The following is a 25,266-nucleotide window of genomic DNA, read 5'->3' on the forward strand; positions in this document are numbered from 1 at the left end:
CCCGTTCTTATTGATGGGAGAGTTCGCTTTATTGACCTCTGGTTATTTATTTCAGAGATCTCATTCATCCGTAACACCATGAAGTACGATTTTTCAAAAACAGAAAAGAAATGGCAGGCATACTGGCAGCAGCAGGAGAGCTTTAAAACCGCAGAAACTGCCGATAAACCGAAATACTATGTGCTCGACATGTTTCCCTACCCCAGCGGCTCAGGACTCCATGTCGGCCATCTGGAAGGGTACACCGCCTCGGATATAACCGCGCGCTACAAAAGGAGCTGCGGCTTCAATGTACTGCACCCGATGGGATGGGATGCTTTCGGCCTTCCGGCAGAACAGTTTGCCATCAAAACAGGCACCCACCCGAGAATAACAACCGAACAGAACATCAGAAGCTTCAAGGAGACCCTGCAGGCAATGGGCTTCTCCTACGATTGGTCCAGGGAGATAAACACAACCGATCCGGGATACTTCAAATGGACACAGTGGATTTTTCTCCGGCTCTATGAAATGGGGCTTGCCTATATGTCCGAAGTTGACGTCAACTGGTGCGAAGAGCTTAAAACCGTTCTTGCCAATGAAGAGGTTGAAGAAAAAATTGCCGATGGCTACACCGTTATCCGCCGTCCCCTGCGGCAGTGGGTGCTTAAAATCACCGCTTACGCCGAGCGTCTGATCGCCGATCTCGATGAAGTGGATTGGCCGGAAAATGTCAAACAGATGCAGCGCAACTGGATAGGCCGGTCAGAAGGTGTTGAGATTGATTTTGAACTCCGCTGCCACAAAAGCAAACTCAAGGTCTATACTACCCGTCCTGATACCCTTTTCGGGGCAACCTATCTGGTTATCTCTCCCGAGCATCCGCTTGCAGAAAAACTTGCAACAGCTCCGCAGCTTGTTGCGGTAAAAGAGTACATCCGGCAGGCAAAACTGAAAACAGAACTTGAACGCACCGGGCTGCAGAAAGAGAAAACCGGTGTCTTTACCGGCTCCTATGCCATAAACCCTGCAACCAATGAGCCCCTTCCAGTCTGGATTTCCGACTTTGTCCTGACAAGCTACGGTACCGGAGCGATCATGTCGGTTCCGGCACACGACCAGCGGGACTGGGAGTTCGCCAAACAGTACAACCTCCCGATCATTGAGGTGATCAAAAGCCCCCATGATGTAGAGGAGAAGGTATTTGACGAGAAAAACAGCATCCCGGTCAACTCGTCAAACAGTGAAATATCACTCGACGGGCTCCCCTTCAGGGAGGCTTTTGAATGCATGGCCTCATGGCTTGAATCGAAAAATCTGGGCGCACGAAAAGTAAACTACAAACTCCGCGACTGGATATTCAGCCGCCAGCGATACTGGGGTGAACCGATCCCGATCAAGCACTATGAAGACGGAACACTTCGTACGGAAAACACTCTTCCACTCGTTCTTCCCGAAGTTGAAGCCTACCACCCCTCTTCAACCGGAGAGTCTCCTCTTGCCAATATTGCGGAGTGGCTCCTTGGAAGCGATGAATTCGGCGATTTCCGGCGTGAGACCAATACCATGCCCCAGTGGGCCGGCAGCTGCTGGTACTATCTGCGCTTCATTGATCCTGCAAACACCAATGCACTGATCGACCCGGAAAAGGAGCGCTACTGGATGAATGTCGATCTCTATATCGGAGGAGCGGAACATGCTGTTCTGCATCTCCTCTACGCCCGATTCTGGCACAAGGTGCTCTTTGATCTTGGTGTTGTAAGTACCCGGGAGCCCTTCAGAAAACTCTTCAACCAGGGAATGATACTCGGTGAAGACAATGAGAAGATGTCGAAATCACGGGGCAACGTCATCCCGGCAGACCATGTTCTGGAGCGCTACGGTGCCGATGCCGTTCGCCTCTACGAGATGTTTCTCGGGCCGCTTGAGCAGGTAAAACCCTGGAACACCAACGGCATTGAAGGGATCAGCCGTTTTCTCTCCAAAGTCTGGCGACTCTTTCACTCCGATTCCGACCGGGATGAAGAGAGCCCTGCTGCAAAGCTGTCAGATGATCCGATGCCCGAAGAACTGCTGAGGAAGATGCATAAAACCATCAGGAAAGTCGGCGAGGATACCGAAAACCTGAAGTTCAACACCGCCATATCCGAAATGATGGTCTTCGTCAACGAGCTGCACAAGGCCGGATGCCGGAATCGCGAAGCTGTGGAAACCCTGCTCATCCTGCTTGCCCCTTACGCTCCTCACATTACCGAAGAGCTCTGGGAAGCTGCCGGTCACAGCAGCTCCATCAGCAAGGCTCCCTTCCCTTCATATCGACCGGAGCTTGTTGAAGATTCGGTATTGACCATTGCCGTACAGATCAACGGAAAACTGAGAGGCACCTTCCAGGCTCCGTCAAAAAGTCCGAAAGCGCTGCTCCTTGAAGAGGCTCTGAAGGTTGAATCGGTCATTAAATTTCTTGAGGGAAAGAGTATTGTCCGCGAAATTGTTGTCCCGGACAAGCTGGTCAATTTTGCAGTGAAATAAGCAAGCGGAAAAAGTGAACTGCCCGGGACATATTGGCAGGATGAAAATTTTTATGTAGAATTCAGCGTGAAATAGAAAAACTCGTCATACGGCTTTTTATTCTCCGCTTTAACCGGTTATTTTCCATGTTCCTGACATACCTTTAACGGGGGTATATTTCTTTTTTCAACACATAAAATCTGGTATCAATGGCTACAGACGAAACAACACCAAGCTCACAGAACACCGTGACCTCGTCTTCTGCAAACGATTCGATCAGCTCCGTGCTCTCTGAAAAACGGAAGTTTCCGCCCCCTGCAGAGTTTTCGAAAAATGCCCATGTCAAGTCAATGGCGGATTATGAAAAGCTCTATGCTGCAGCTGCCGAAGATCCTGATGCATACTGGGGAGGAATTGCCGAACAGTTTCACTGGTTCAAAAAATGGGACAGCGTACTGGAGTGGAACAGCCCTTATGCCAAATGGTTTAACGGCGGCAAAACCAATATCTGCTACAATGCCCTTGATGTCCATGTCAACAGCTGGAGAAAGAACAAGGCTGCCATTATCTGGGAGGGCGAGGAAGGTGACCAGCGTGTGCTTACTTACGGCGAACTGCACCGCCAGGTCAGCAAATTTGCAAACGTACTGAAAATAGCCGGTATCAGACCCGGTGACAGGGTTGCCATCTACATGGGCATGGTTCCCGAGCTGGTCATTGCCGTTCTGGCCTGTGCACGTGTCGGAGCTGTCCATAACGTTATTTTTGCCGGTTTCTCGGCTCACGCCATCACCGAGCGGGTCAATGACTCCCGTGCCAGGATGGTCATCTGCGCAGACGGCACCAGACGCCGCGGCGGATCTATCAATCTGAAAAATATCGTTGATGAAGCGATCGTCAACACGCCTTCGGTCCGCAGCGTTATCGTACTCAAAGTCACCGGAGAGACCATCAACATGCACGACGGCATGGACCATTGGTGGCACGATCTCATGGGTCTTGCTTCCGACGAGTGTGAACCGGTCGAGGTCGATTCCGAACACCCGCTCTTTGTGCTCTACACCAGCGGTTCAACCGGAAAACCGAAGGGTATCCTGCACACCACCGCCGGATACATGGTGCATGCGGCAAGCTCCTTCAAATACGTTTTTGATATCAAGGATGAGGATATCTACTGGTGTACGGCCGATGTAGGCTGGATTACCGGACACAGCTATATGGCATACGGTCCGCTGCTCAACGGCGCTACCATGCTTATGTATGAAGGTGCTCCGAACTATCCTCAGTGGGACCGGTTCTGGGATATCATCAACCGCCATAAAGTTACCATCCTCTACACCGCACCAACCGCCATTCGCGCATTCATCCGCGCCGGAAACGAGTGGGTCACCAAACACAACCTCAGCTCGCTCCGACTTCTCGGCAGCGTCGGCGAACCCATCAATCCCGACGTCTGGATGTGGTACCACAAGGTGGTCGGACAGGAGAGATGCCCGATTGTCGATACCTGGTGGCAGACCGAGACCGGCGGCATCATGGTCTCTCCGCTTCCCGGTGCAACACCGACCAAACCCGGCACGGCAACCCGTCCGCTCCCCGGCATTGCAGTCGATGTTGTCCACAAGGACGGAACCCCATGCAAAGCCAACGAAGGCGGATACCTCGTCATTAAAAAGCCATGGCCGTCAATGCTCCGTACCATTTACAACGATAACGAACGCTACGAAAAGACCTACTGGTCGGAGTTCCCCGGCATGTACTTTACCGGTGACGGCGCCCGCAAGGATGATGACGGCTACATCTGGATCATGGGACGTGTTGATGATGTGGTCAACGTTTCAGGCCACCGCCTTGGCACAAGCGAGGTCGAAAGCGCACTTGTCTCCTACGAAGCTGTGGCGGAAGCCGCTGTTGTCAGCCGTCCGGATGAGATCAAGGGTAACGCCCTGGTAGCCTTCGTAACGCTGAAAGACGAGTATGTCGGCGACATGAAGCTCCGTGAGGCGCTCCGCAACCATGTAGCCAAGGAGATCGGACCTATTGCAAAACCTGATGAGATCAGATGGGCCAAAGGTCTTCCGAAAACCAGAAGCGGTAAAATCATGCGCCGTCTCCTCCGTGAACTTGCAACCAGCAATGAGATCAAGGGAGATATCACCACGCTTGAGGATTTCGGCGTACTGGAAAACCTTCGCGGATCTGAAGAGGACTGATTCCATTCACAAGACAGCATAACAACGCAAAAAGCGCAGCTCACCCTGCGCTTTTTGCGTTTTAAATCAAAAAAAGGACAGCAAGGACAAAGAAAACTCAGCACTCTTTCTCTTGTCCACTCCAGTCCACTGTTGTCCACAAAGTCCACCCTCTTGCTGTCCACGTTCTTTTCTTAAACAAGCGCAGGTTTTCAGCCGCAACGGCGTCACACTCAGGAACCCGGGATCTTGATACCGGAATCAAACCGTCAGACAACCTGAACCAAACAAAAAAACAACATGTCCTCAATGAAATCATGGGCTACTCCCCTTGCCACAGGAACCTTCATCATTCTTGCCGTCACCGGCATACTGATGTTCTTTAAAATTGAAACAGGATTTATCGGGCCGGTACATGAATGGCTGAGCTGGGCGCTTACCGCTGGTGTAGCACTCCATATCGCCGCAAACTGGAAATCATTTACCGCCTACTTCTCCCGAAAACCCGCACTTGCCATTATCGGCACCGGGCTCCTTGTCACCTTGATCTCGGTCTTCGCGCCGGTAAAAAAAGAGTCAAACCCCCGGATGAATATCCTCCGTGCCGTTGAATCTTCGAGCCTCGAAACGGTTGCCGGAGTTGCCGCCGAAAAAAGCGAAACCATTATCAGCAAACTCCAGAGCAAGGGTATTACCGTTGAGAAGCCATCCATGACCATCCGCGAAATTGCAGCAAAAAACAGCAGGGAAGAGAAGGATATACTCGGCATCATCTTCGATCAGCCAAAAAAATAATAACATTCAGGGCAGGTACCGTGCCTGCCCTGAAATTCAAAAAAAAAACCAAAAGAACCTAAAAGAGAGCAACTCAGCACCCTCTACTCAGCACTTTTTCCTCTCTTGTCCACTCACGTCCACTTAAGTCCACTTTCCTCCTCTTCAGTTAAGCTGCCAGATCGTAAAGTTCAAAAACGAGGCAAAACTGACCCAGAGGAGATAGGGAATCAGGAGATTGCCCGCCAAAGGCGAAATCGCCCTGAATTTCACGATAGTAAGCACGATCGCAAGCCAGAGCAGCACAATATCCACCAGAGCAAAGAGCGGGGAGTGCAGTCCGAAAAAGAGCGCTGACCATGCAAGATTCAAAAGAAGCTGAACACCGAACACCGCAAGAGCCCCCTTCACCAGTTTATTTTCATTCCACTGCATCACAACAAGGTAGAGAGCGATGCCCATGAGCAGGAAGAAAAGAGTCCATGCCGGCGGAAAAAGCCAGTCAGGAGGATTCCACGACGGCTTATTGAGCACCTGATAGTACCACTCCGAGCCCGGTTGCGGCGTAAAGGTTCCTCCGGCAAATGCAAACAGAAAACAGAATGCAATGCTGAGTGCCAGTTTTGGGACGTTGAGTTTCATGATTTTTGGTGTTTGAATATTTATTTTAAAACCCGGTATAGTAATTGATTATCTAACAGATCAACTTTCCCGATAATTCCCTTGCCAGGCATATAGGACCTATAAGTTTCATAAGACCCATAGGTCCCATTCTCTCAACTCTCAACTGAATTCAAAATGCTATATTGAGTGCCAGTTATGCAAAACTTATCCGCATGCTACACCATGGAACAAATGAGCAAGGAACTGCAGACCGCCGTCAACGCGGCAAGGGCTGCAGGGGCCATAACTCTTGAAAAACTCGGAGAGCTCACCGAGCGCGAAATCCATGCAAAAGAGTCCAAGGATTTTGTGACTGAAGTCGACAAAAGGTGTGAAGCTGCAATTACAGCAATAATCATGGCGGATTTCCCCGAAGACAGCCTTCTCTCGGAAGAGGGGACAATCAGGAAAGGGAGTTCGGGACGCACCTGGATTGTCGACCCGCTTGACGGCACGCTTAATTTTATTCACTCATTCCCGGTATTTTCAATCAGCATCGCATTGAAAAATGAGCGAGATGATCTCCTTGCCGGAGTAGTCTTTCAGCCACTTCTTGAGGAGCTCTTCTCTGCTGAAAGGGGAAAAGGCGCATACCTGAACGGCAGGCGCATCTCTGTTTCAAACCGCACGGACAGTAACAGCTTTCTCATAGCAACCGGTCTTCCCTTCAAGGAGTACCACTATCTGGAAGCCTATTTCGGCATGCTCAAGGAGGTCATTGAACATTCAGCGGGAGTTCGGCGTGCCGGTTCAGCGGCAATTGATCTGGCCTACACCGCCTGCGGTCGCTTTGACGGCTTCTGGGAGTACCGGCTTTTTCCCTGGGATTTTGCCGCCGGTGCCCTGCTGGTCCGTGAAGCCGGGGGAAGCGTGACCGGCTTTGGAGGAGAGAGCGATCTCTTCGGGCAGCAGAGCATCATCGCCGGCAACAGTGTGACTCATCCGCTCCTGCTCGATCAGGCAAAGAGGCACTTTACCGCATGATGGCCCGCCGTGATTTGAACAGGAATACGATCTTTATTATCTTGTACGCTTTATCGGTTACCCCTTACTCCTGTAATCGGCAAAAGGCTATAGTATAGCCAATAATTCCACTTCATTTCCTGTACGGCAGACTCGTCAGGAGCAACAAGAACACTATGCTCATTCATCAGCGCACACTGCAAAAAGAGGTCTCTCTCTGGGGTACCGGACTACACACCGGCAAGGAGTGTATGATCACCTTCAAACCGGCCCCGGTCAACTCCGGCTACCGTTTTGTCCGGACCGATATTGAAAACAGTCCCGAAATACCTGCCCTCATCGAGAATGTGGTTGATGTTCTCCGTGGCACAACCATCGGCCTGAACGGTGTAAAGGTTCATACCACTGAACATGTTCTTGGCGCACTTTACGGCCTTCAGATCGATAACTGCCGTATTGAACTGAGCGGGCCCGAGCCTCCGGTAATGGATGGAAGTTCACACCCCTTTGCCGAAGCCCTGCTTGGTGCAGGTTTCCTTGAGCAGGAGGAACCAAAAAACTACCTTGTCATAGATGAGACCATAGAGTACCATGATGCAGAAAACAGTGTGGATATTGTTGCTCTGCCGCTCGACAATTTCAGAATAACGGTCATGGTTGACTACAAAAATCCGGCGCTCGGCTCCCAGCACTCCGGTCTTTTTGATCTTGAGCAGGAGTTCGTAAAAGAGTTTTCGGCATCCAGAACATTCTGCTTCCTCAGTGAAGTCGAAGCACTCGCCAATCAGGGTATCATCAAAGGCGGTGATATCGACAATGCAATCGTCATTATTGATAAAACCATGCAGCAGGAGGAGCTGAGTGCTCTTGGCGAAAAACTCGGTATTGAGAGCGCAAACCTCATCCTCGGAAAAAACGGCATACTCAACAACAGGGAGCTTCGATTTAAAAATGAGCCTGCCCGCCATAAGCTGCTCGATCTTCTCGGAGATATCGCCCTGCTCGGCATGCCGCTGAAAGCCCAGGTTCTTGCCGCAAGGCCGGGTCACGCATCAAATGTTGAATTTGTCAAACAGCTGAAAAAATATGCCGATCGCAACAAGCTCGCCCGGCAGTTCCAGCATGAGAAAAAAGCCGGTGTCATTTTTGATATCAATGCCATTCAGAACATCCTTCCGCATCGCTATCCATTCCTGTTGATTGACAAAATCGTCGAGTTCAAACTTGACGAAAAAATTGTTTCAATCAAGAATGTCACCATGAACGAGCCATTCTTCCAGGGCCATTTCCCCGGAAACCCCATCATGCCGGGAGTGCTTATCCTTGAAGCCATGGCCCAGACAGGCGGCATCATGATGCTTAACGGCAATGACAATATCAAGGAGAGTGTTGTCTACTTTATGGGAATCGACAAGGCACGTTTCCGCAAACCGGTGCTTCCCGGCGACACGCTTGTCATTGAAGCAATCATGACCAACAAGCGCAGAAATGTCTGCCAGTTCGACGCTAAAGCCTATGTACGGGGGGAGCTGGTATGCGAAGCCTCACTCATGGCGACCGTTGTACAGAAGAGTAAATAACCTGCTTTTTTAATGTATGAAGCCCCCGTCCTGTCCCCGGAGGGGGGCTCTCTCTTTGCATCACTCAATCCCCGTCAAGCACAACGTAATCGGCTGAAAAAATAGCTGAAGGCGCTTGCAAAAACGCAACTCAACATTCCATCCACAAGTTATCAACATTTTTGACAAGCAGACATAAAGTCCGTTAAGAACTGTATTCCCTTTTATAATAGCTATTTATAAAACTAAACGGCCTTAACTATCACTTTTCAAAAAAAGTTATCAATACCCTGAAGACAATAATGAGAGTACCGTAAAACCGGTAACTCCCGACTCCGGTCAGGCAAGATAGTCCTGGCCCTTGTGTATCCTGTAGAATCTCAAACAGTACTGGATAAAAGAGTAGAGAAGCATGATGGTGGAGAGATAGAGGAAAACCTCCTTCAGCGGATAGCGGACAAAAATCGGATGAGGCCAGACCATGACAATAAACATCATGGAGACAAATCCAACGGCCCATTTCCCCGGCCAGAGAGATGTGGTAACAACTGAATGGCGTAACCGGACATAGGCTGCACCGATAAAGATCAGAATATCACGAAGAACAGCAAAAAGCACAAACCAGAGGGGAAGCTCACCGATCCAGAGAAAATAGATAGCCACACTGGCAAGGCAGAGCTTGTCGGCAAGAGGGTCAAGAATTTTCCCCATATCCGAAACCTCATTGGTCCAACGGGCAGCCTGGCCGTCAAACCAGTCGCTCAAAACAGCTACAATCATGATAACCATAGCGGTATTGATCTGACCGGTATGAAAATAATAAAGAAAAAAGGGTATCAGTATTATTCTCAATACACTGAGAAAATTCGGCAGATTGATGATATGACCTTCCACAGTATAGGATTTATGGTTCAGCTTGCTCTCTGGATTAAACTGCTCGATTATGCTCTCCCTGACAGCCATAGATCACCGGTAACTCCGGTTCAGCCCCTGATAACCAGATCTGGTGATTCGGTGACAAACTTCGACCAGCTGCTCCCTCCGGAACGGGACTTTCGCTGCGGTATTACACGATCCCTGCTTTCACCCCGAAGCAGATCACACAATGCTATACCCAGAGCATCGGTAACGTCAAACGGCTCGGGCACCGGATTGAGGCCAAGTAATCTTCCAACCATAAAGGCAACCTGCTCCTTGGTTGCCGAGCCTCTTCCGGTCACTGCGGATTTGACCTCACGCGGTGCATACTCATGAAGAACAAGGTTACGGTTCATGACCAGAGCAATCACCGCACCACGCACCTGGCCAAGCTTCAGAGCCGACTGCACATTTTTATTCAAAAAAACAGTCTCAAGCACAACCCTGTCAGGAGTAAATGCAGTGATAAGAGCATCAAGTTCACGATAAATCTGACCGATACGCTCTGCATGACTTCTGGTGGCCTGCATCCGGATCACTCCGGATGCAAGAACCCTCAACACTCCTGACTCCTGGCAAATAACGCCGTAACCGGTGATCAGGCTTCCGGGATCAATCCCGAGAACAACCATTCCGGGCCTACCCGTTCAAGCTGTTCATGGCACTCTCACTGATCTCCATATTGCTGTATACGGCCTGGATATCATCATTGTTTTCAAGTGCATCAATCAACTTGATCACCTTCTCTGCATCATCGGCTTCAAGCTCGATATAGTTTTCGGGAAGAAGATCAATCTTGGCATTTTCATATGCGATAGCGGCTTCATCAAGTGCTTTTTTGACATCTTCAAGCTGCCTGACATCGGTAATGACGGTATAGTAGTTATCATCATCATCACTGAGATCCTCAAGGCCGGCATCAAGCAGAATTTCCATAAGCTGATCCTCATCGGCTGCGGACTTCAGAACATCAACCGTTCCCTTACGCTGGAACATCCATGCCACACTGCCGCTTTCGCCCAGAGAACCGTTATTACGGCTCATGATATGACGGATATCAGCTACAGTCCTGTTGCGGTTATCCGTTGCCGTTTCAATAATAAGGGCAATCCCTGCCGGACCGTAACCCTCATAGGTGATCTCATCATAGGTCACACCCTCCAGTTCGCCGGTACCCTTCTTGACTGCACGCTGGATATTGTCCATCGGCATGGAGTTAGCCCTTGCCGTATCAATAGCAAGCCTGAGCCGGGGGTTACCGTTTGGATCCCCTCCACCCATTTTTGCTGCTATGGTAATCTCTTTGACCAGCTTGGTAAAGAGGCTTCCTCTTTTCTGATCGGTGGCCGCCTTTTTTCTTTTAATAGTAGCCCATTTGCTATGTCCAGACATAAAAAACTGCTGATTTATAATTGCCGGAAACACCCGTCTATGATAATAGATTTATTTTCTTTAAATAAAATGAAATCCAACGGCATAAGTACAAAGGAATCACTATTTATCACTCCGGAGCATTGTTAAAAAAGTCAACCGGAATACCGGAACCGGAGGAGATCCCGGCACACCGGTATATCGCGAAAGAGAATAGATCGTGATCCATACAAGGTAATCACAAGAACAAATAATGACAAACTTGATCATAGCCTACCAGGGCGAACCCGGCGCCTACAGTGAAATTGCCGCCCTCAGGATTGGAGAGCCGAAACCCTTCGAATCCTTTGAAGAGGTATTTGCTGCCGTCGAAAACCGCGCGGCCGATTTCGCGGTTATCCCCATTGAAAATTCACTCGGAGGCAGCATTCATCAGAACTACGACCTGCTCCTCCAGCATCCGGTCACTATTGCAGCCGAAACCTTTGTCAAGGTGGAGCACTGCCTGCTCGGCATTCACGGCTCAACCATAGCGAATGCAAGAAGGGTACTCTCCCATCCCCAGGCACTCGCACAGTGCCGCAATTTCTTTGCAGCACACAAAGAAGTTAAAGCTGAAGTGGCCTATGACACTGCCGGCAGCGCAAAAATAATTGCTGCTGACAACGATCCCTCAAAACTGGCCATTGCATCAAAAAGAGCCGGCGAACTCTACGGACTCCAGATCCTGCAGGAGAACCTGGCAGACGAAGAGTGGAATATTACCCGATTCTTCTGTATTTCGCATGCAGAGAACACTGTTGCACTTCAGCTCGAAACCGGAACGGACTCCGCACAATACAAAACATCCATAGCCTTCACCCTGCCGAACGAACCGGGATCACTTTTCAAAGCCATGGCAACCTTTGCCCTGCGAGGTATCGATATGACAAAAATAGAGTCGCGGCCATTTCGGAAAAAAGCGTTTGAGTATCTTTTCTATGTTGACTTTACCGGACATCAGAGCGACCCGAATATCCATAACGCCCTCTGCCATCTCCGCGAATTCGCAACCATGGTCAATGTGCTTGGCAGTTACGGGGTGGTTGCATCATGAGCCGCAAACAGCTTGATTTTTTCCATTCCGGCAGTGCGGAAAAAGCGGCAGCCCCGCCAAAACCGGCTGCTGAAAAACCAAAGCTCATTCTGATCGACGGCATGGCCATGCTCTATCGGGCTTTTTTTGCCCTCCAGCGGGCAGGGATGACCAGTCGTGACGGAAAGCCGACCGGAGCAGTGTATGGATTTGCCACAGCGCTGCTGAAAATCTTTGAAACCTATAAGCCCGACTACCTGGCGGCAGCATTCGACAGCCGTGAAAAAACCTTCCGTCACCATCTCTACCCGCTCTACAAGGCAAACCGTTCCGCTCCGCCCGAAGATCTCATCAGCCAGCTCGATGCCGTCTTCGAGCTGCTTGCAGCTTTCGATATTCCGCTCATCAAAATCCCCGGATACGAGGCCGACGATCTTATCGGCACAGCCGCACGGATATTTCAACCGGAATGCGCGGTCTTTATCGTCACGCCGGACAAGGACCTTGCCCAGCTGGTCCGGGACGGAGTCAGCATCCTGAGGCCCGGTAAAAACCAGAATGAACTTGAACTGCTCGGCCGAAGCGAGATTGCCGAACAGTTCGGGGTTTCTCCCGAGCGATTTACCGACTTGCTGACACTAACCGGAGATACCTCCGACAATATCCCCGGAGCAAAAGGGATCGGGCCGAAAACCGCAGCAACACTGCTCGGCAAATACGACTCCCTGCAGAATATCTACCTCCATCTCGGTGATCTCTCACCAAAAAACCGACTCACTCTTGAAGAGTTTCAGCCGCAACTCGACCTGATAAAGCAGCTCGTCACCATTCGCACGGATCTACAGATCGACCTCACCCTGAAAGAGCTTGCCTGCGGCTCGCCGGACCTTACACTGCTGATACCGCTCCTGAAAAGACTGGAGCTTAAAACCGTTATCGGACGGCTTCCTGTCGTCTTTCCGAAGATCATGGAACATGCTTCCCTCGAGGCTGGTCCGCATGACGGTACGGACAGTACCCTCGCTGAAAGAGAGCCGGAACTGCACTCACCCCGAACCGGCGCAGATTATGGCGTAATCACTACAGAGGAAGGGCTGAAGGCACTCATTGATTCACTTCAGGACGCACCCCGAATCGCGGTGGATACTGAAACAACCAGCCTCAACACCTTTGAAGCTGAACTTGCCGGCATATCAATCTCCACTGAGGCCCGTAAAGCCCGGTTTATCGCACTTGCAAACAGCTCACTGAAGCCTCAGACTGCGCTTGAGCTCCTCAGGCCGCTGCTTGAAAACCCTGAACTCCCGAAAACCGGCCAGAACCTCAAATACGATATTCTTGTTCTGAAGAAATACGGAATTGATCTCACGCCTGTCGGATTCGATACCATGCTGGCCAGCTATGTACTGGACCCGGAGGAGAAGCACAATCTCGATGACCTCGCAGCCCGCCATCTCGGGTACAAAACGACTACCTTTGAGGAGCTCACAGGCAGCGGAAAAGCAAAACTGCATATTTTCGATGTGGAGCCCGAACAACTCTCCGACTACGCCTGTCAGGATGCCGATCTTGCCCTGCAGCTTGAGGACATCTTCCGCAAAAAACTCGAAGGAGAAGCGCAGCTTCTCTGGCTATGCGAGCATATTGAATTTCCGCTGGTCAGCGTACTTGCCTCCATGGAGCATGCCGGTATCTGTATCGACACCCCCCATCTTGAAAAGACCTCCGAAGCGGTCGGAAAAGAACTTGAACTGCTGACGGAAAAGATCTACGCAGCTTCAGGCGCGCCCTTCAACATCGATTCACCGAAGCAGCTCTCCAATATTCTCTTCAATGTGCTCGGTCTTCCCACAAAAAAGAGCACCAAAACCGGCTTTTCAACAAATGTCGAAGTACTCGAAGAGCTCGCAGAGCTTCATCCCGTTGTAGCAAGTCTGCTTGAATACCGGACGCTCCAGAAACTCAAAACAACCTATATTGATGCACTGCCGAAAATGGTCAATCCGTTAACCGGAAGAGTGCATACCTCTTTCAACCAGTTTATCACGGCAACCGGAAGGCTCTCCTCATCAAACCCGAACCTGCAGAACATCCCTATCCGCTCCCCTCTCGGCAAGGAGATCCGCAGGGCTTTTATTCCTTCATCACCAGACAAGTGGCTGCTGTCGGCAGACTACTCCCAGATTGAGCTTCGAATCGCTGCTGAAATTTCCGGAGACCCGCAGCTCATTGAAGCCTTCCGTAACCGTGAAGACATCCATACAGCAACTGCCCGGGTAATTTTCGGTACCGATGAGATAACCCCGGATATGCGGCGTAAGGCAAAAGAGGTGAACTTCGGTGTCCTCTACGGCATCATGCCTTTCGGCCTTTCAAAGCGGCTCAACATCCCCCGTTCCGAGGCAATCGCTATAATAGATACCTATAAAGCCAAATATCCGGGACTCTTCCTCGCCTTGCAGGAGATTATCGAAACCGGAAAAAAAGATGGCTACGTTTCGACACTTCTCGGGCGGCGCCGCTATATTGCTGATCTCAACAGCCGCAATTCCAATATTCAGAAAGCGGCGGAACGGGCAGCAATGAATACACCGATCCAGGGCACAGCGGCCGATATCATCAAGTGTGCCATGAACCTCTGCAGCGAGCGCCTGCGAAAAAGCTCCATGCATTCGGTCATGCTTCTGCAGGTACATGACGAGCTGCTCTTCGAAACTACTGATGAAGAAAAAGAGCCGCTTTCCGACTTAATAGAAGAGGCAATGATTGATGCCGCAATAATTTGCGGGTTAAAAAATGTTCCCGTAGAGGTCGATACCGGCATCGGAAAAAACTGGCTGGAGGCCCACTAAACATTGGGTTATAGAAAAAGTTTTTTTATACTTCTCAATCGATTAATGACTTGTATGCTCAGCGTGATAATCCGGATAGCCCATGTCTTCAAATACACGATTTATGATTCGAAACGAATACGTCAGAAAAGTGAAGAACTCCTTCTTTTCCACCCCTTTTTCAGTCACACCTGTTCTTGCCCTGCTGCTTCTCTCTCTCTTGCTCCAGTCACCCCGACCTCTTCATGCGGAAGAAAAACAGCCTGCCGCTACAAAAACCAGCGATAGTCCCAAAAGTACCGAGGGACTGCTGGCAAGTACAGAACAGATGATTGAGCACCTTATCCTGCAGATTGAACGCCAGAGGGAAAGCGCACCTGAAACGGGAGAACTATCAGATAACCCGAGACCAACATCCTTTTTTGCCAGCATACCCAATATCAAACCGCTTTCCGGCTCAATTTCCAGCAAATTCGGTGTCAGAGTACATCCGATTTATAATGTTCCTCTTTTTCACTCAGGCATTGACTTTGCTGCTGCAGAAGGATCAAGAGTGAAATCGACCGGTGACGGCATCGTGGCTTTCTCGGGATATGACCGGGGGTATGGCCAGAAAATCACCATCAATCACGGTTACGGCTATAAAACAATCTACGGCCATCTCTCTAAAGCTCTGGTACGTCAGGGCCAAAGAGTCAAGCGCGGCGACATCATCGCGCTTTCAGGAAACACAGGTGTTTCAACCGGGCCGCATCTGCACTACGAAGTGCGGAAAAACAATCTCATCGTAAATCCAACCGCCTATTTCTTTGATGAAGCAAATCCGGATAAATTCATCACAACAAAGGACGCTTCAGCCGAAGAGAGTGGTAATAACTCTTAAACCGATTCAATCGACGCAGTATGTATTGGAATTTAGACCTGGCCCGTTATATAGCCGATGCTCCATGGCCTGTAACAAAAGATGAACTGATCAATTACGCTAACAGAACCGGCGCACCCCAGCAAGTAATTGACAACCTTATTGATCTTCCCGATAGTGACGATATGTACGAAACCATTGATGAGATATGGCCTGACTACCCTACAGATGAAGACTTTCTGTACGGCGATGAAGAACCATTAACATAGAGCCAAAAAGGGAGCCAGTGTTTTTTTTTTAAATAAATCCCGTTATGCAAGGGCAAAAGTCTTCGCACTTGTTGCCCTTCTTCTCCTCTGTGCCTTACCGGTAAATGCTCTTCCCGAACCTTCTGAAACAGTCAGAGAAACGGTAACGCCCTTTGTCGGCAACATTCGCTTTTCCGGCAATAAATCCATCAGTGAGGATGAACTCCGCCAGATCATTGCTACCACAGAACACTCATCCTTCCTCGGATTAGGGCTCTTTGGCGGGGCAAAAAAACCATTCAACCCCGAAGAGTTCAACAAGGATATCTCCCTCATAAAAAAGCTTTACACCTACAAAGGCTATTTTTTCAGTGACATAAACACCACCGTTGACAAAAAAGGAGACGGCCGGAAAGTCAACATCAGCATCCGGATCCGCGAAAACGACCCGACAAGAGTAGACAGTCTCAATTACATTGGCCTTGAGCCCGTTCCCGCCGAACTCCAGAGGCTCTTTCTCAATCAGAAACGCCTCAAAGTCAACGATATTTTTTCCGTTGAACGGCTGATTGAAGAACGAAACCGCACCATCTCCTTTTTCAAAGAGTACGGTTATGCCTTCTTTCATGAAGACAGCATACGCATCAAGGTTGATACCGTCGGAACCCATGCCGGCGTCCGGTTCAGGTTCAATCTGCCGCAACGCCTCAAATATGGCAGTGTCAATGTCGTTGTCAACACTTCTTCGAGAAACACCGGCACCGCAAAAGTAAATTCATATACAAAAGAGGGGATCAACACCACCATTATCGGCAAACAGAAAATATCTCCGGATCTCATTGTTTCAGCCATAGAATTCAGACCGGGCGATACAACCCGCCAGAGTCTTGAACAGAACACATTGCAGAATTTTGGCATTACAAACCTCTTTTCCTCTATTTATATAAATCAGGACTCGGTCCGCGCCGGCGAGCTCTTCACCACACTCCATCTGGAAACCGCACCAAAGCACCAGATAGAGCCTAAACTGCTGGTGGATAACCGGTACGGGGAGCTTTTTTTCGGAGGAGCACTGGCCTTTGAAAACAAAAATGTCTTTGGTGGCGCCGAAAAATTCCTTTCAACGGCAGCATACGGCACCCAGTCAGGCAGCAGCACCAGACTGCTTTCAAACCTTGCTCCGGGTGAATACGACAAAGTAACACCCAGGGAGTTCAGCCTGAAAAACAGGCTGCTTCTGCCTGTTCTTAAAAAACCGGGAAACTTCTATTCCGTAACGGCAGAATATGCAACCATAACTCAACCGATACTGCTCTCAAGCCGGAACGGACTGCTCCGCAGCAGCTACAGCGCAAAACTTGGCCCTTCATCCCGCCTGAATTTCGACTTCTTTGAATTTGAACTGGTACAAAAGGACTCCCTTCGCGGCTTTAAAAAGCTCTTTAAAACCGACCTTGCCCGCAATATCGGCATAGACCCGGCAAATGAGAGCAGAGTCAACGCGGGAATTGACAGCCTGCTCAACACCCATGTCAACCAGAGCTTCCGGCTTCGCTATAACTACTCAAACCGCTTGAACACACTGCCCGAAAAAACTATCTGGAACCTCGACCTGCTCGTTGAAGAGTCCGGCAGTCTTGCATGGCTCGTTGACAACTATCTTGATAAAAAATCGTATGCAGGCTTTACCGACAGTGAACCCCAGATATTCGGAATTGCCTATTCACAGTATTTCAAGCTGGAATCAGGTATGGGGTTTGCCAAAAACCTTTCACCCGGCAGCCAGCTGGCCGGGAGATGGAGTCTCGGGTTGATGAGGCCATACGGCAAGGCTGAAACAACTCCTGAAGAGCGGCGATTTTATGCCGGTGGTCCTAACAGTATGCGCGGCTGGCTTTTCAACACCCTTGGACCCGGCAGAAGTGCAAGTGAAGCTGCCTCAAATTTCGGCGCGGACATCAAGCTTGAGCTCGGTATGGAGTACCGTCTCAAATTCTTCAAGTTCTTCAAGCAGCAATCTGGAGTCACCTTCTTTACCGATATCGGCAACATATGGGATCGAACAGGGCCTTACGCCCTGACACTTCGCTCGTTGAGAAGAGACTTTGCCTGGGATGCAGGCGCCGGGTTCAGAATTGGCTCCCCGATCGGTCCCTTCCGTTTTGACTTTGCCTGGAAAATCCATGATCCTGCTGAAGCCCGGCCATGGAGAATATCGCAATGGCGCCTGAAAGACTACACCTTCAATTTTGGAATTGGAGAGGCTTTTTAATTATTTCATTATGAGGTTATTTTTTTCACGATCAACAGAAGTTCAACCATGCCTGCACACTCAACACTCCTGGCCCCATCCATTCTCTCGGCAGACTTCACAGAGCTCCGTTCCTCAATAGCGATCGCTGAACAAGCGGGCGCAGAGTGGATTCACTGCGATATCATGGACGGAAACTTTGTACCGAACATCACCTTCGGGCCGATCATCGTACAGGCAATCGCTTCATGCACATCCATGATCATCGATACACACCTGATGATTGCTGCACCGGACCGTTACATTGAGGAGTTTGTCAAAGCCGGTTCACACCAGATCACCGTTCATCAGGAGGCCTGCCCGCACCTGCACCGCACCATTCAGTTCATCAAAAGTCTCGGGGTAAAAGCAGGAGTATCGATCAACCCCGGAACGCCCGTCTCAACGCTTGAATCGATTCTTCCCGACCTTGACCTCGTCCTTTTGATGTCGGTCAATCCCGGTTTTGGCGGCCAGAAGTTTATCCCCTCTTCAATAGGAAAGATCAGAGAACTGCACAACATGCGCACAAGGCTCAATCCTGAGCTGGTTATAGCTATTGATGGCGGTATTACGGAGGAAAATGCCCAGGAGGTTGTTTCAGCAGGAGCAGATGCGCTGATAGCAGGAACCGCGTTCTTCAAGGCTGCAAACCCGGCAGAAACAGCGGCAAAAATCAGGGCCTTGACCAGGTAAGCGAAGTGAGTTCCGGACTGGTATGCAGCCCCTCTCCTATCAGCACGGCATCGAAAGATGCCTGCTCGATAAGAGCTATATCGGCAGCGGTTTTCAGGCCGCTCTCGGCCACAGCCAATACGCCGGATGGAATGCAGGGCCGGAGGTTTACAGAGGTCTGGATATCAACTGAAAAGTCCTTGAGATTGCGGTTGTTTACGCCGATAATCGCCGCGCCGGAAGAAACAGCAATATCAAGCTCCTTGTGGTCATGAACCTCTACAAGCACATGGAGTCCGATTGAAGCTGCAAGCTGGAGATAGTCGCTGAGCTGACACTTGTCAAGCGCCGCAACAATAAGCAGAATGGCATCCGCGCCGATCAGGCGTGACTCGAAAATCTGGGTTTCATCGATAATAAAATCCTTTCGCAGAACCGGCAGCGGAAATGAACGGCTGACAAGCTGGAGATAGTCGTTCGACCCCTGAAAAAACTGGCGGTCGGTCAGCACCGAATAGGCTGATGCGCCGAGTTCCCGGTAGCGACCGGCAATCGCTGCAGGATCAAAATCGTGGACAATAAGACCGCGCGAGGGAGAGGCTTTTTTGATTTCAGCAATAAGCCTTACCCCGCCGTCACTTCTTCTGATGGCGGAAGTAAAATCACGGCACAAAGCAAAAGAGCCCTGCTCCGCCATATAGCGCTGCAGGGGCTTCTCTTTTTTGAGCTCCGCTATCTCCCGTCTCTTCTCCTCTAAAATCCTGGTAAGGTAGGTCATGGCGCTCACTCGGCGGCAGCAAGTTCCCTGAGCTCATTTTCGAACTCAACGATCTGGCGGATATTGTCGAGAAACCATGGATCAATTCCTGTTGACTGATGCACCTCATCAATGGTCGCACCCGCCTGAAATGCGTAACGGAGATAAAAGATCCTGTCCGCTTTCGGTATCCTGATCTTCTCCAGAATATCCTCTTTGGCAAACTTTTTCTGCTGCTGCGTCATATCCAGCACATTCATGATATCCTTGCCGTCAGAGCCAAGTCCGGCACGACCGATCTCAAGTCCCCTGAGCGACTTCTGCAGCGCTTCGCGGAAGTTGCGACCGAAAGCCATCACTTCACCGACCGACTTCATCTGCACACCCAGACGGGCATCGACATTCTTGAACTTTTCAAAATCCCAGCGGGGAACCTTGACGACGCAGTAATCAATGACCGGCTCAAAACTGGCTGGAGTGGTTTTGGTGATATCATTGAGAATCTCGTCGAGTGTATAACCCACGGCAAGCTTTGCCGCAACTTTGGCAATCGGAAATCCGGTCGCCTTGGAGGCCAGTGCAGAGCTGCGTGACACACGCGGATTCATCTCTATAACAACGATACGGCCATTCCCGGGATGAATGGCAAACTGGATATTGCTGCCGCCGGTCTCAACACCGATTTCTCGGATAATCCTGACCGAAGCGTCCCTGAGCTCCTGGTACTGGCGGTCGGTAAGCGTCTGGGCTGGAGCTACGGTAATGCTGTCGCCGGTGTGCACGCCCATCGGATCAAAATTTTCGATAGAACAGACAATAATGACATTATCGGCCAGGTCACGAATCACCTCAAGTTCATACTCCTTCCAGCCGAAGAGACACTCCTCGACCAGCACTTCACTGATGGGACTTTCAGCAAGACCTCTGCGTACCGCTTCATAATAGTCTGACTTGGTTTCGGCAAAACCGCCGCCGGTACCTCCAAGCGTAAACGAGGGGCGGATAATGATCGGAAGACCGATCTCCTCAAGCGCCTCCTTGGCCTCTTTTTCATTGCGGACAAAAACGCCCTTGGCCATCTCAAGGCCTATTTTCTTCATGGCATCACTGAAAAACTCACGGTTTTCAGCCTTTCTGATCGCCCGAAGCTTTGCTCCGATAAGCTCAACCCCGTTACGTTCAAGAATACCGGACTCGGCAAGCGAAACCGCCGTATTCAAGGCTGTCTGTCCGCCCATGGTAGGCAGAAGCGCATCAGGCTTCTCCTTCTCTATGATTTTCTGCACATACTCCGGTGTAATCGGCTCAATATAGGTGGCATCCGCAAACTCTACATCGGTCATAATGGTCGCCGGATTGCTGTTCACCAGAATAACACGATAACCATCCTCCTTGAGAGCACGGCAAGCCTGAGTGCCGGAATAATCAAACTCACAGGCCTGACCGATCACAATAGGGCCGGCCCCAATCACTAAAATCGACTTTATATCTTCCCGCTTTGGCACGTTGTTTCGGGTTTTAATACTTGGTAAGCTTCAAAATGAACGTAATGTACAAAATATTTGCCGAGTTTCACCCCTCTCCCCCGATGCAATAGACACAATTCTCCCCAGTCATTTCCTCCCCTCTTCTTCTTGTCCACTCAGTCCACTTTCTTCATCTTTTTCGTGCAATTTCGAGTATTTCGTGGCCAAAAATCTTCCTCTCAGCACTCGTCACTAAAACTTTCTTACCCCTTTTGTCCACTTCTGTCCTCCATTTCTTCGTCCACTAAAGTCCACTCTCTTCCTTTATTCCATCACCCTGATCTGCTCCTGGTGAAAACCGCCCGACTCACGTCTCAGCCATGCCGTCACCTCTTTCGGTTCACGATTCATCAGTGAAATAATCAGCATGGTATGGCCCGATCGGGCAAAATCAACATCGTGAAGTGACGGAATCGCCGGTGAATTGATATGCGAGTGGTAGGAGCCGACAATCTGGTAACCGAGGCGTTCGGCTTCCCTCTCGACAGCGTCATACTCATTATGTGAAATCTCAAAACCATGTTCCCGTCCGGAATAAAGGCAGTTCCTGCAGGGAGCAACCTCATAGACAATGTTCTCAATATTGCCCCGGTGATCTACATTTTTCACTCCCGCAAGCAGCCCGCAGCACTCATAGGGCAGTTCCCGGAAAGCCTGTTCCTGAATAATCTCAAATTTACGCCTGAGTAGTTTCATAAAACAACTATCGATTGACTTGATACGTAAACCTTGTAGATATAGGCACCTTTAAAATTGTCATGAGCGGTTTGAGTGTTATCCCGACTCATCAGGACAACGAAGCAATCAGATCGCGCAACAAATTAAAAGCAGAGCTAAAGCGCTTTTGCCCCTATATCCCTCCTGAAATATGCTCCCTCAAAACTGATCTTTTCAACCGCCTGATAGGCCCGGTCAATACTCTCTCTGAGTGTATCACCGAGCGCAGTAACCGAAAAAACCCTTCCCCCCGCCGTTAAGAGTCTCGCGTCATCAAGGCTCGTTCCGGCGTGAAACACCATGCACCCCTCCATACTCCCGACTCCGTCGGCAATGGTAATTGCTTTACCGGTTTCATAGTGATCCGGGTAGCCGCCTGAAGCAATAACTACCGTCGCAGCTGATTGCTGATACATCTCGAAAGGCACCTCATTGAGCCGTCCATCACCCTCAACACTTGCCTGAAATGCCGCAATCAGATCACTTTTCAAAAGCGGAAGCACCACCTGGGTTTCAGGATCACCGAGACGCGCATTGTACTCCACTACTGAAGGTTCACCGCCATCAATCATCAGACCGACATACAAAAAGCCTGTATAGGGATACCCTTCCGAAGCCATCCCGGCAAGAGTAGGACGGATAACCCGCTCTTCAACCTTTCGCATAACCTCGGCATTCACCAGCGGAGCCGGGGCATAAGCACCCATTCCCCCGGTGTTTTTCCCGGTATCCCCGTCGCCTATCCGCTTATGGTCCTGTGCAGAGAGAAACAACCTGTAGCTGACACCATCGGTCAGGGCAAAAACGCTTGCCTCCTCCCCCTTCAAAAAATCCTCAATAACCACCTCATCGGCGGCATCTCCGAAAATACGATCGTCAAAAAGCTCGCTGATGGTCCGCAAAGCAACGTCACGGTCTTCGGCAATAATCACACCCTTGCCTCCGCAGAGACCGCTGGCCTTGATGACCTGGGGCCAGGAGCGTTCCGGAAGTGCACCAAGGTAGCTGACAGCGGAGGCCGAATCGCGAAATACACGATACCCGGCAGTCGGAATATGATGCCGCTGCATAAACTCCTTGGCAAACACCTTGCTCGATTCAAGACGGGCAGCATCCCTTGTCGGGCCGACAATCTTTTTACCGGAACGGCGAAACAGATCGACAATACCCAGCTCAAGCGGCTGTTCAGGGCCGACAACCGTCAGCTCAACACCCTTCTCTCCGGCAAAATGTAATAAACCGTCCAGATCGGTTGCCTTGAGCGCAACATTGTGGACTTTACCACCCATCAGTGCGGTTCCGCCATTGCCGGGAGCAACAAAAACTGATTGCACCCGTTCACTTTGTGCTGCAGCCCGCGCCATGGCATGCTCCCGGGCTCCGCTTCCAATAATCAAAACATTCATAGCTCTCAGTGTGGGCATCAGCCGCAGTTCACCCTGTGGTTTATCGGCGTGGTTTATTAAATTACTCCCGTTCATACAGCAGGTAGCATGTATATAATGCAGGCAGGGTAAAATAAACAATAAAAAAAATTTGCCACCCCTTTTATGGCACTCTCACCGGTAATTACCCGGCATATCCTGCCGTTTGTGCTGAAGCTTCTCTATAAAAGCCTCCGCATATCAGTAACACCTCCGGAGGGAGAGATGAGAGTGCAGGGAAAAGGAACCATTTTCGCTTTCTGGCACGGAAAAATGGTTACCGGATGGCTCCTGGCAAGGGAACTCTTTCCCGGAGAGTCTACCGCTGCAGTGGTAAGCCAGTCAAAAGACGGCCGTATTCTCTCTGATGCCCTACAGAAACTCGGATTCACCCTTATTCGGGGCTCAAGCTCCAAAGGAAGCGTTGAAGTCGTTCGCAGCATGCAGCAAACCCTCGACAAAGGTGAGATTATCGTCATTACACCTGACGGGCCAAGAGGGCCGATAAACCAGTTCAAGTACGGTTCGCTCCGCCTCGCCGCACGAAACCGCTCGCCTCTGATTTTCGCCCGAATCAGCTATGCATCCTCATGGAAACTCAAAAGCTGGGACCGGTTTGAAATCCCGAAACCCTTCACCAGAACGACGGTCACACTCCAGCTCATAGAACTCCCCGAATTCAGAAGCGAAGAGGAACTTCACGCCTACTGCAAACAACTTTCTGAACAACTGAGCCATGCATAACCCGCTCTCCATACTTCTCCGTCCCGTCGCTCTCCTCTATGGCTCCATCATGCAACTGCGCAATGCACTCTTCGAGCGAACGTGCTTCAACCGATGGAGCTCCCCGATTCCGGTTGTCTCAATCGGCAACCTTACGGCAGGAGGAACAGGCAAAACTCCGCTCGTTGACTGGATTGTCAAATACTACCTCTCAATCGGCTGTAAACCGGCAATCATCTCGCGTGGTTACCGGCGGGAGTCAAAAGGGGTAAAACTGGTTTCAGACGGCAACAGAGTTCTGCTCGGCAGCAGGGAGGCCGGAGATGAAACAACAATGCTTGCATGGAACAATCCCGATGCCATAGTCATTGTTGGCGAAAAACGAAAGGCTGCTGTAACCTGGATGATCAGGCACTTTTCACGAAGAGTTCCCTCGGTCATCATTCTTGACGATGCATTCCAGCACCGTCAGATCGGCCGGGAGCTTGACATCGCCATTATCAATGCCTCTGAACCCTATTTCAAGGCCAGAATGCTGCCCGAAGGCAGATTGAGAGAACCCCTGAAAAATATTGCAAGAGCCGACCTGATTCTGCTCAACAAAATCAGTGACCATGAAGAGGCCGAAATCCTGAAAAAAGAGCTGGAAAAAACCGGAAGGCCGGTTATAAAAGCCCGTATCAAAACCGGAGACCTTGTCTGCCTTTCAGGGGAATTCATCTCTTCAGATGAGGCCCCTCTGCCGGAAAGCCTTAACGCCCTTGCCTTTGCCGGCATCGCTTCGCCCGGCAGCTTTCTGGAAAGTCTTAAATCAAAGGGAATAACCGTCTCGGCTCACCATTTTTTCAAGGATCACGAGCCGTTCACTGCAAAAAAACTTCAGTCAATACGGCGTGAAGCCGATGAAAAGGGGCTGTGTCTGATTACAACCGAAAAAGACTACTTCCGTCTGCTCGGAAGTCCGGAACTGATCAGCATCATAACCGCAAGACCCAGTTACTACCTCAAAATAGAAACCGACATCTTTGAAGGCAAAGAGATACTCCAAAAAATGCTGCGAGAAGCCGCCGGGATTAAATAGAGTAACGAGGACTTAAAGGACAGCAAAGACAACAACGACGAAGAGAAAAATCCTCTTCTTCAGCTCATCACTCAGAAATTTTCTTCGGCCTCTTCTCTTCTCCACTCGCGTCCACTCCTGTCCACAATTT

At 50.2% G+C, this 25,266-nt stretch carries 21 protein-coding genes and 1 pseudogene; 14 read left to right on the top strand and 8 right to left on the bottom strand.

Going from position 1 to position 25,266, the window contains the following annotated elements; all coding sequences use genetic code 11:
• The first annotated feature begins 78 nt into the window (after window positions 1–78).
• The 3 genes from leuS to G9409_RS00825 all read left to right on the top strand — a co-directional run bounded on the left by leuS (window position 79) and on the right by G9409_RS00825 (window position 5,474).
• Window positions 79–2,508, top strand: a complete 2,430-nt coding sequence (leuS, locus tag G9409_RS00815) for a leucine--tRNA ligase (RefSeq protein ID WP_166806996.1) — start codon at window positions 79–81, stop codon at window positions 2,506–2,508.
• Between the two features lie 188 nt (window positions 2,509–2,696).
• Window positions 2,697–4,700 (top strand): acetate--CoA ligase, encoded by a 2,004-nt coding sequence (gene acs, locus G9409_RS00820; protein ID WP_166806997.1) that lies wholly within the window; start codon window positions 2,697–2,699, stop codon window positions 4,698–4,700.
• A gap of 279 nt (window positions 4,701–4,979) precedes the next feature.
• Window positions 4,980–5,474, top strand: coding sequence for a DUF4405 domain-containing protein (locus tag G9409_RS00825; RefSeq protein ID WP_166806998.1), 495 nt, complete (start codon window positions 4,980–4,982; stop codon window positions 5,472–5,474).
• A gap of 144 nt (window positions 5,475–5,618) precedes the next feature.
• Here G9409_RS00825 and G9409_RS00830 read toward each other — a convergent pair whose 3' ends face one another.
• Window positions 5,619–6,095, bottom strand: coding sequence for a TspO/MBR family protein (locus G9409_RS00830; RefSeq protein WP_166806999.1), 477 nt, complete (start codon window positions 6,093–6,095; stop codon window positions 5,619–5,621).
• 204 nt (window positions 6,096–6,299) lie between these two features.
• Here G9409_RS00830 and G9409_RS00835 point away from each other — a divergent pair, with 204 nt between their 5' ends.
• Complete coding sequence (locus tag G9409_RS00835) at window positions 6,300–7,100, top strand: inositol monophosphatase family protein (RefSeq protein ID WP_166807429.1); 801 nt, start codon at window positions 6,300–6,302, stop codon at window positions 7,098–7,100.
• 155 nt (window positions 7,101–7,255) lie between these two features.
• Window positions 7,256–8,659 (top strand): bifunctional UDP-3-O-[3-hydroxymyristoyl] N-acetylglucosamine deacetylase/3-hydroxyacyl-ACP dehydratase, encoded by a 1,404-nt coding sequence (locus tag G9409_RS00840; RefSeq protein WP_166807000.1) that lies wholly within the window; start codon window positions 7,256–7,258, stop codon window positions 8,657–8,659.
• Window positions 8,660–8,977: 318 nt separating this feature from the next.
• On the opposite strand, the gene G9409_RS00845 is transcribed toward G9409_RS00840, so the two are convergent.
• The 3 genes from G9409_RS00845 to G9409_RS00855 form a co-directional block, all read right to left on the bottom strand.
• Window positions 8,978–9,532, bottom strand: coding sequence for a CDP-alcohol phosphatidyltransferase family protein (locus G9409_RS00845; protein WP_166807430.1), 555 nt, complete (start codon window positions 9,530–9,532; stop codon window positions 8,978–8,980).
• Between the two features lie 89 nt (window positions 9,533–9,621).
• The gene (gene ruvC / locus G9409_RS00850) at window positions 9,622–10,188 is read right to left on the bottom strand and encodes a crossover junction endodeoxyribonuclease RuvC (protein ID WP_166807001.1); all 567 of its coding nucleotides are present in this window, start codon (window positions 10,186–10,188) and stop codon (window positions 9,622–9,624) included.
• Between the two features lie 7 nt (window positions 10,189–10,195).
• On the bottom strand, window positions 10,196–10,948 hold the full coding sequence (locus tag G9409_RS00855; protein ID WP_166807002.1) for a YebC/PmpR family DNA-binding transcriptional regulator: 753 nt from the start codon (window positions 10,946–10,948) through the stop codon (window positions 10,196–10,198).
• 232 nt (window positions 10,949–11,180) lie between these two features.
• On the opposite strand from G9409_RS00855, the gene pheA reads away from it, so the two are divergent.
• From pheA to rpe, 7 genes and pseudogenes are all read left to right on the top strand, one after another.
• On the top strand, window positions 11,181–12,023 hold the full coding sequence (gene pheA, locus G9409_RS00860) for a prephenate dehydratase (RefSeq protein WP_166807003.1): 843 nt from the start codon (window positions 11,181–11,183) through the stop codon (window positions 12,021–12,023).
• Window positions 12,020–14,854 carry a DNA polymerase I gene (gene polA, locus G9409_RS00865; RefSeq protein ID WP_166807004.1) on the top strand — a complete coding sequence of 945 codons (2,835 nt, stop codon included), beginning with the start codon at window positions 12,020–12,022 and terminating at the stop codon, window positions 14,852–14,854. The genes pheA and polA overlap by 4 nt, the downstream gene beginning before the upstream one ends.
• A gap of 82 nt (window positions 14,855–14,936) precedes the next feature.
• A complete protein-coding gene (locus G9409_RS00870; RefSeq protein ID WP_166807005.1) occupies window positions 14,937–15,716 on the top strand; it encodes a M23 family metallopeptidase in 780 nt (259 codons plus the stop codon).
• Window positions 15,717–15,736: 20 nt separating this feature from the next.
• Complete coding sequence (locus tag G9409_RS00875) at window positions 15,737–15,964, top strand: DUF2795 domain-containing protein (RefSeq protein ID WP_006365518.1); 228 nt, start codon at window positions 15,737–15,739, stop codon at window positions 15,962–15,964.
• A 211-nt stretch (window positions 15,965–16,175) separates the two neighbouring features.
• Window positions 16,176–16,325, top strand: a pseudogene (locus G9409_RS11975) (POTRA domain-containing protein); the annotation flags it as partial.
• A gap of 519 nt (window positions 16,326–16,844) precedes the next feature.
• Window positions 16,845–18,215: a BamA/TamA family outer membrane protein gene (locus G9409_RS00880; protein ID WP_235923203.1), complete on the top strand. Its 1,371-nt coding sequence runs from the start codon at window positions 16,845–16,847 to the stop codon at window positions 18,213–18,215.
• A 48-nt stretch (window positions 18,216–18,263) separates the two neighbouring features.
• Window positions 18,264–18,929 (top strand): ribulose-phosphate 3-epimerase, encoded by a 666-nt coding sequence (gene rpe, locus G9409_RS00885; RefSeq protein WP_166807006.1) that lies wholly within the window; start codon window positions 18,264–18,266, stop codon window positions 18,927–18,929.
• Here the strand turns inward: rpe and trpC are convergent.
• The 4 genes from trpC to purD all read right to left on the bottom strand — a co-directional run bounded on the left by trpC (window position 18,910) and on the right by purD (window position 23,314).
• The gene (gene trpC / locus G9409_RS00890; protein WP_166807007.1) at window positions 18,910–19,686 is read right to left on the bottom strand and encodes an indole-3-glycerol phosphate synthase TrpC; all 777 of its coding nucleotides are present in this window, start codon (window positions 19,684–19,686) and stop codon (window positions 18,910–18,912) included. The genes rpe and trpC overlap by 20 nt on opposite strands.
• Window positions 19,687–19,691: 5 nt before the next feature.
• Window positions 19,692–21,170 (bottom strand): carbamoyl-phosphate synthase large subunit, encoded by a 1,479-nt coding sequence (gene carB / locus G9409_RS00895; protein ID WP_166807008.1) that lies wholly within the window; start codon window positions 21,168–21,170, stop codon window positions 19,692–19,694.
• A 285-nt stretch (window positions 21,171–21,455) separates the two neighbouring features.
• Window positions 21,456–21,887 (bottom strand): Mov34/MPN/PAD-1 family protein, encoded by a 432-nt coding sequence (locus tag G9409_RS00900; RefSeq protein ID WP_006365523.1) that lies wholly within the window; start codon window positions 21,885–21,887, stop codon window positions 21,456–21,458.
• A gap of 137 nt (window positions 21,888–22,024) precedes the next feature.
• On the bottom strand, window positions 22,025–23,314 hold the full coding sequence (gene purD, locus G9409_RS00905) for a phosphoribosylamine--glycine ligase (protein ID WP_166807009.1): 1,290 nt from the start codon (window positions 23,312–23,314) through the stop codon (window positions 22,025–22,027).
• Window positions 23,315–23,458: 144 nt separating this feature from the next.
• On the opposite strand from purD, the gene G9409_RS00910 reads away from it, so the two are divergent.
• Both G9409_RS00910 and lpxK read left to right on the top strand, forming a co-directional pair.
• Window positions 23,459–24,076 (top strand): lysophospholipid acyltransferase family protein, encoded by a 618-nt coding sequence (locus G9409_RS00910; protein WP_166807010.1) that lies wholly within the window; start codon window positions 23,459–23,461, stop codon window positions 24,074–24,076.
• Window positions 24,069–25,136 carry a tetraacyldisaccharide 4'-kinase gene (gene lpxK / locus G9409_RS00915; protein ID WP_166807011.1) on the top strand — a complete coding sequence of 356 codons (1,068 nt, stop codon included), beginning with the start codon at window positions 24,069–24,071 and terminating at the stop codon, window positions 25,134–25,136. The genes G9409_RS00910 and lpxK overlap by 8 nt, the downstream gene beginning before the upstream one ends.
• Window positions 25,137–25,266 lie beyond the last annotated feature (130 nt).

This window comes from Candidatus Chlorobium masyuteum (assembly GCF_011601315.1).
GTDB lineage: Bacteria > Bacteroidota > Chlorobiia > Chlorobiales > Chlorobiaceae > Chlorobium > Chlorobium masyuteum.